The 6,269-nt window shown below is 62.2% G+C and carries 6 protein-coding genes; 2 read left to right on the forward strand and 4 right to left on the reverse strand.

Annotated features, from left to right (window positions below):
- Positions 1-192: hypothetical protein (locus AB4Z11_RS19610; RefSeq protein ID WP_442027062.1), on the forward strand; the 192-nt coding region annotated here is incomplete at its 5' end.
- Between the two features lie 108 nt (positions 193-300).
- Complete coding sequence (locus AB4Z11_RS19615; RefSeq protein WP_442027063.1) at positions 301-495, forward strand: hypothetical protein; 195 nt, start codon at positions 301-303, stop codon at positions 493-495.
- Here AB4Z11_RS19615 and AB4Z11_RS19620 read toward each other — a convergent pair.
- From AB4Z11_RS19620 to AB4Z11_RS19635, 4 genes are all read right to left on the reverse strand, one after another.
- Positions 489-905 carry a gamma-butyrobetaine hydroxylase-like domain-containing protein gene (locus AB4Z11_RS19620; protein WP_442027065.1) on the reverse strand — a complete coding sequence of 139 codons (417 nt, stop codon included), beginning with the start codon at positions 903-905 and terminating at the stop codon, positions 489-491. The two genes, AB4Z11_RS19615 and AB4Z11_RS19620, sit on opposite strands and share 7 nt — an antisense overlap.
- Positions 898-1,299, reverse strand: a complete 402-nt coding sequence (locus tag AB4Z11_RS19625) for an HIT family protein (RefSeq protein WP_442027067.1) — start codon at positions 1,297-1,299, stop codon at positions 898-900. The genes AB4Z11_RS19620 and AB4Z11_RS19625 overlap by 8 nt, the downstream gene beginning before the upstream one ends.
- Before the next feature lie 200 nt (positions 1,300-1,499).
- Positions 1,500-5,513, reverse strand: a complete 4,014-nt coding sequence (locus AB4Z11_RS19630) for a DUF3683 domain-containing protein (RefSeq protein ID WP_442027066.1) — start codon at positions 5,511-5,513, stop codon at positions 1,500-1,502.
- A gap of 213 nt (positions 5,514-5,726) precedes the next feature.
- Positions 5,727-6,221 (reverse strand): YqaA family protein, encoded by a 495-nt coding sequence (locus AB4Z11_RS19635; protein WP_442027068.1) that lies wholly within the window; start codon positions 6,219-6,221, stop codon positions 5,727-5,729.
- Positions 6,222-6,269: the final 48 nt, after the last annotated feature.

Consider the following 6,269-nt stretch of genomic DNA (forward strand, 5'->3'; position numbering starts at 1 on the left):
ACCAAGCAATTTATCGATGCCACCCGTGCGCAATCCCGTGTGCTGCCGGACGACGAGCCGCATCCGATGACTTTCAACGTGGAAGCCATCCGCCGTCTGACCCCGGAAGCCCGCGCCGCCTTCCGCTACATCTGGGAACGCGAACAGCTGCGCTACGAGGAATTCCAGCGCCGCAAACGTCTGGTCAACTAAGCCATTCCCGCATCCGGGCGGCCTAATCCAAGCCGCCCGCGACCGCTCTCTTCCTCGTCTGATCCCCCTCCAAGCAGCGCCCAACGATCCAGCCTTATGCCGGACGCTATGCCCTGCGCGCTCCACCTCGACAGCACGCTGATCCGCGCCCTCGCCGATCCGCCCAGCCGCCGTGCCCCCACTCGCTCGCCCCGCAGTTCGCCCGCCGCTGGTGGCACACGCGCTGTGATCCGTTACGTATTTGAGCTGAACTTGCGCGATTGCTGCGCGTGGGACGAATCCCACCCGGAGCAGAATCAGTGATGGTGGCCGCAGCCGTGGGCCTTGGGAGCGCCAGGGAGTTCGGTGCCGGGCGCGCGGCCGGAGTCGCCGGGGAAGCCGGCGGCTTCGAGGCGGGCGGCGTAATCGGCCCAGTGATGATCCTGGCGCGCGCCGAGGTCGTAGAGGTAGTCCCAGGTGTAGAGGCCTGAGTTGTGGCCATCGGTGAAGGTCGGCTTCACAGCGTAATTGCCGACTGGCTCAAGGTCTGTCATGCCAACGTCGCGTTTGCCAACCTGCAGCACTTCCTGGCCCGGACCGTGGCCCTTCACTTCCGCCGACGGCGAATACACGCGCAGCAGTTCGTAAGGGATGTTAAAGCTGGCGCCATCCTCGAAGGAGATTTCGAGATAGCGCGACTTGTTGTGCAGGGTCAGACCAGTTGGATTAGGCATCTTTGTTCAGTTTCGCGACGATTGCTGCGCGCAGTTGCGGCAACAGGGCCTGGCGTGCCGCCACCGCGGCGGCATCCGGCTCGCGCTGCTTCGCGCCCCAGGTCGGGTTCGGGAAGTGCGCATCGTCAGTGTAACGCGGGATGACGTGCCAGTGCACGTGCGGGGTCATATTGCCAAAGCTGGCCACGTTCACCTTGTGCGGGGACATGGTGTCGCGCTGCGCCTGCTCGACCGCCCAGACAGTCTGCATGACGTGGTCGCGGCCCTGCGGCGACAAGTCGGTCATCTCGCGCACGTGGTCGTGCCACACGACGCGCGTGTAGCCGGGATAGCCCGCTTCGTCGACGAAGATGACGACCAGACGGTCGTCGCGCCAGACCAGCGCATCCTGCAGGCCGGGCGCAGCGACTGCGGCTGGCGAGCCCGGCGGAGTGGCAGCGTTCAGCGCAGCCTGAGCGCCGGAACCGGTGGAAGCGGCGGACGACGCAGCGGCGCCAGCGAACGCGTTGGCAGCGGCAGACGACGCGCCCGCGCCAGCGGACGCGCTGGCCGCGTCAAAGCCCGCGATCAGGCGGCACAGGTCGCAGCCAGCCGTCATACCAGCACTCGCTCAATGCCGCCGTCATTCGCCTTGGCGACATAATCGACCAGCCAGTTCTCGCCCAGTTTATGCTTGGCGATCTCGATCACGATGTAATCAGCCGTGGTGCCGGAATCGTCGTTGTAGCGCGTCAGACCCTGCAGGCAGGATGGGCAAGACGTCAGAATCTTCACATCGCCGGTGAAGCCATCGGCGCGCAGCTTGTCCGCACCGGCAACCATCTCCTGCTCCTTGCGGAAGCGCACCTGCGTCGAGATATCGGGACGCGAAACCGCCAGCGTGCCCGACTCGCCGCAGCAGCGGTCATTCTTCTCGATCTTCACGTTATCGACGGTCGATACCAGCGCGTTCACGGTCTTCAGCGGGTCCTGCTGCTTCATCGGCGTGTGGCAAGGATCGTGGTACATATAGCGCGTACCCGTCACACCTTCCAGCCTGACGCCCTTCTCCAGCAGGTATTCGTGGATGTCCACGATGCGGCAGCCCGGGAAAATCTTCTCGAACTCATAGGTCGCCAACTGGTCGTAGCAGGTGCCGCAGGACACCACCACAGTCTTGATGTCCAGGTAGTTCAGCGTATTGGCCATGCGGTGGAAGAGGACGCGGTTATCCGTCATCATCTTCTCGGCCTTCTCATAATCGCCGGAACCGCGCTGTGGATAGCCGCAGCACAGATAACCCGGCGGCAGCACGGTCTGCACGCCCACATCCCACAGCATCGCCTGCGTTGCCAGACCAACCTGCGAGAACAGGCGCTCCGAACCGCAGCCAGGGAAGTAGAACACCGCTTCCGTGTTCGCATTCGTCTTCTTCGGATCGCGGATGATCGGGATCATCTTGTTGTCTTCGATGTCCAGCAAGGCGCGCGCGGTCTTCTTCGGCAGATTGCCCGGCATCTTCTTGTTCACGAAGTGGATCACCTGCTCGCGCACGGCCGGCTTGCCCACGGTTGGCGGCGGCGCCTTGGTCTGCTTGCGCGACACGGTCTTGAAGATCTCGTGGCCCAGGCGCTGCGCCTTATAGCCCCAGCCGATCATCGCTTCGCGCGTGGCGCGAATGGTCGCAGGATCGGTCGCGTTCAGGAAGAACATCGACGCCTTCTTGCCGGGATTGAAGGAGCGCTTGTCCATCTTGCGCAGCAGATTACGCATATTCATCGACACGTCGCCGAAGTCGATGTTCACCGGACATGGCGTCACGCACTTGTGGCATACGGTGCAGTGATCGGCCACGTCCTCGAATTCTTCCCAGTGGCGGATCGACACGCCGCGGCGGGTCTGCTCTTCGTAGAGGAAGGCTTCGATCAGCGAGGACGTCGCCAGGATCTTGTCGCGTGGCGAATACAGCAGGTTCGCGCGCGGCACGTGGGTCGAGCACACCGGCTTGCACTTGCCGCAGCGCAGGCAATCCTTGACGCTGTTGGCGATCTCGCCGATATCGCTTTGCTGCATGATGAGCGATTCATGGCCCATCAGGCCGAAGGACGGCGTGTACGCGTTCAGCAGCGTGGCATCCATGCCGGGCATATTCAGCAGCTTGCCCTTGTTGAAGCGGCCTTCAGGATCGACGCGCTCCTTGTACTTGCGGAAGTCGCCAATCTCGTCGTCGGTCAGGAATTCCAGCTTGGTGATGCCGATACCGTGTTCGCCCGAAATCACGCCGTTCAGCGAACGCGCCAGCTTCATGATGCGCGCGACGGCTTTGTGCGCGTCCTGCAGCATCTCGTAGTGGTCCGAGTTCACCGGCAGATTGGTGTGCACATTGCCGTCACCCGCGTGCATGTGCAGCGCCACGAACACGCGGCCATGCAGCACCTTCTTGTGGACGGCCTGCGCTTCGTCCAGGATGATCTTGTAGGCGCCGCCGTTGAAGATCTGGCGCAGCTGCGCGCGGATTTCCTGCTTCCAGCTGATGCGCACCGTACGGTCCTGCGCTACGTCGAACAGCGTGGCGTTAGGCTGGCGCTGCAGGCGTTCGTCGAAAGCGCCAGCCAGCGGCTGCAAGCCCAGATCGAACAGGTTGCCGCGCACTTCGCTCAGCGGCTTATCCAGGTTGGCGAGGATGAAGGTCCAGCGTGCATGGACCTGGTCCAGCAGCGCCAGCGCCTGCGCGGGACGGTCGCCGATGATTTCGGCGTAGGGCACCTTCTCGTCCGACACTTCATCGCTCTTGCCGACCGGGAGATTCCCGGCCGCGAAGAATTCTCGCAGCGCTTCCGCCAGTTGCAGCTTGTTCTTGATCGACAGCTCGATGTTGATGCGCTCGATGCCGTCGGTGTACTCGCCCATGCGGTTCAGCGGAATCACCACGTCTTCATTGATCTTGAAGGCGTTGGTGTGCTTGGCGATGGCCGCGGTACGGGCGCGATCCAGCCAGAATTTCTTGCGTGCTTCCGGGCTCACGGCCACGAAGCCTTCGCCGACGCGGGTATTCGCCAGGCGCACCACTTCCGATGCAGCCAGCGCCACGGCTTCTTCGTTGTCGCCAACGATGTCGCCGAACAGCGCCATCTTCGGCAGCGTGCCGCGCTTGGATTTGGTGGCGTAGCCGACGGCGCGCAGGTAGCGCTCGTCCAGGTGTTCCAGGCCCGCGAGGCGCAGGGTCTCGAATTGYTCACCCTGTTTCGGCAGGCCGTCCAGATAGTCCTTGATCTCGACGATCGACGGAATCGCATCACGCGCCTGACCGAAGAATTCAAGGCAGACGGTGCGCGTGAACTTCGGCATCTTGTGCAGAATCCAGCGCGCGGACGTGATCAGGCCGTCGGTACCCTCTTTCTGCACGCCCGGCAGGCCAGCCAGGAATTTGTCGGTAACGTCCTTGCCCAGGCCCTCTTTGCGGAACTTGCGGCCTTCGATTTCCAGGATCTCGGTCTTGAATGGCTCGCCCTTCGCTTCGCCTTTGGCGTTCGGGTGCGTCCATTCCAGCTTGAAGCGTGCTACCGGGGTGTCGTGAATCTTGGACAGGTTGTGGTCCAGGCGCGTGACTTCCAGCCAGTCGCCTTGCGGGTCAACCATGCGCCACGAGGCCAGGTTATCCAGCGCAGTGCCCCACAGCACGGCCTTCTTGCCGCCTGCGTTCATCGCGATATTGCCGCCGATGCAGGAGGCGTGGGCCGAAGTCGGGTCCACTGCAAACACGAAGCCTGCCTTCTCGGCCGCTTCGCTGACCTTGTTGGTGATGACTCCGGCTTCGGAGAACACGGTCGCGTATTCGCGGTCCAGGCCCGGCAGGACTTTCATCTCGACCTTGCCCAGCGTGAGCAGCTTTTCGGTGTTGATGACGGCCGACAGTGGCGTCAGCGGAATCGCGCCGCCGGTGTAGCCGGTGCCGCCGCCGCGCGGGATGATGGTCAGTCCGAGTTCGATACAGCCTTTGACCAGCCCCGCCATTTCGTCTTCGGTATCGGGGGTCAGCACCACAAACGGATATTCAACGCGCCAGTCGGTCGCGTCGGTCACGTGCGTGATGCGCTTCATCGCATCGAAGCAGATATTGTGCTTCTCGGTGAACTTGCCCAGCACTTTCTGCGTGCGCTTGCGCAGGTCGTACATCTGGCGGAATTCTTCGCCGAAGTCCGCCACGGCCTTGCTTGCGGCACGCAGCAGCTTCTCGACGTTCTCGCTGCGCTTGGCCTGGTCGGCGTCGTTCTCGCTGGAGTCGACGGCCAGACGGCGCTTGTCCACTTCCTTCAAGCGGTGATGCAGCGCTTCGATCAGCGCATCGCGACGCTTCGGGTTATCCAGCAGGTCGTCCTGCAGATAAGGGTTGCGGCGCACGACCCAGATATCGCCCAGCACTTCGTACAGCATGCGCGCGGAGCGGCCGGTCTGACGGGCGCCGCGCAATTCATCCAGCAGCTGCCAGGACTCTTCGCCCAGCAGGCGAATCACAATCTCGCGGTCGGAGAAAGACGTGTAGTTATAAGGGATTTCGCGCAAACGGGTTGGCGCGTGACCATCGGGAGACTCTGCGAGCAATGCCTGGATTTGTGCTGGTGCGTTCATTGTGTGCGTTGACGAAATGCTGACGCTAGGACAGAACATTCTATCGTATTGCGGCGCACAAAGCCCTAACAGCCTTAAAAGCCAACAGGGTTCCGTTAACGTCAATTAGCGATCCAATATTCGATCCAACTGGACCGCCGCAAAATTTAATTTAATGAAATAGGGATGATTGCGGCTTTCAATTTGCCGATTAGCGCAAACTGGAAAGTAAAATCAACCGCCGAGGGCGTTGGCGAGACTGCGCCAGAAGCCGTCAGGGACGAACAGGAGGGCTGCGGTCATGGTGATGTAACGGGCGAATTTGCCGATGGCCATGTAGGAAACCGAGGACCAGAACGGCAGCTTGAGCCATCCACCCAGCGTGCACAGGGGATCGCCAATGCCCGGCAGCCAGGCCAGCAGCATGGTCTTGGCGCCGTAATGGGACAGCCAGCCGAACCAGCGGCTCTGGCGTTCTTTGGCAAAGGCTTCCTTCGCGTAATAGCCCAACCAGTAGTCGACCACGCCACCCAGCGTGTTGCCGACCGTCGCCACGGCGATGGCGGGCCAGAACATGTCGCCATTGGCCTTGCAGACCGCAAAGACAGCGGGTTCGGAGCCCAGAGGGACCAGGGTGGCGGAGACAAAGCTGATGATGAAGACCGACGTGAGGCCCACTTCGGGCGCAGCGAGAAAGCCGAGGAGCCAGGAGATTGCAGATTCGATCATGGCTTCCATTATAATGATCTGCACCGAGCACACCGCACGACTGACAGC

Origin of the sequence: Pseudoduganella sp. RAF53_2 (genome assembly GCF_052113985.1) — a bacterium.
Taxonomy (GTDB): Bacteria; Pseudomonadota; Gammaproteobacteria; order Burkholderiales; family Burkholderiaceae_D; genus Rugamonas.

Coding starts and splice junctions, on each gene's coding strand:
- AB4Z11_RS19615 (WP_442027063.1), top strand. CDS start 301: ATGCCCTGCGCGCTCCACCTCGACAGCACGCTGATCCGCGCCCTCGCC.
- AB4Z11_RS19620 (WP_442027065.1), bottom strand. CDS start 905: ATGCCTAATCCAACTGGTCTGACCCTGCACAACAAGTCGCGCTATCTC.
- AB4Z11_RS19635 (WP_442027068.1), bottom strand. CDS start 6,221: ATGATCGAATCTGCAATCTCCTGGCTCCTCGGCTTTCTCGCTGCGCCC.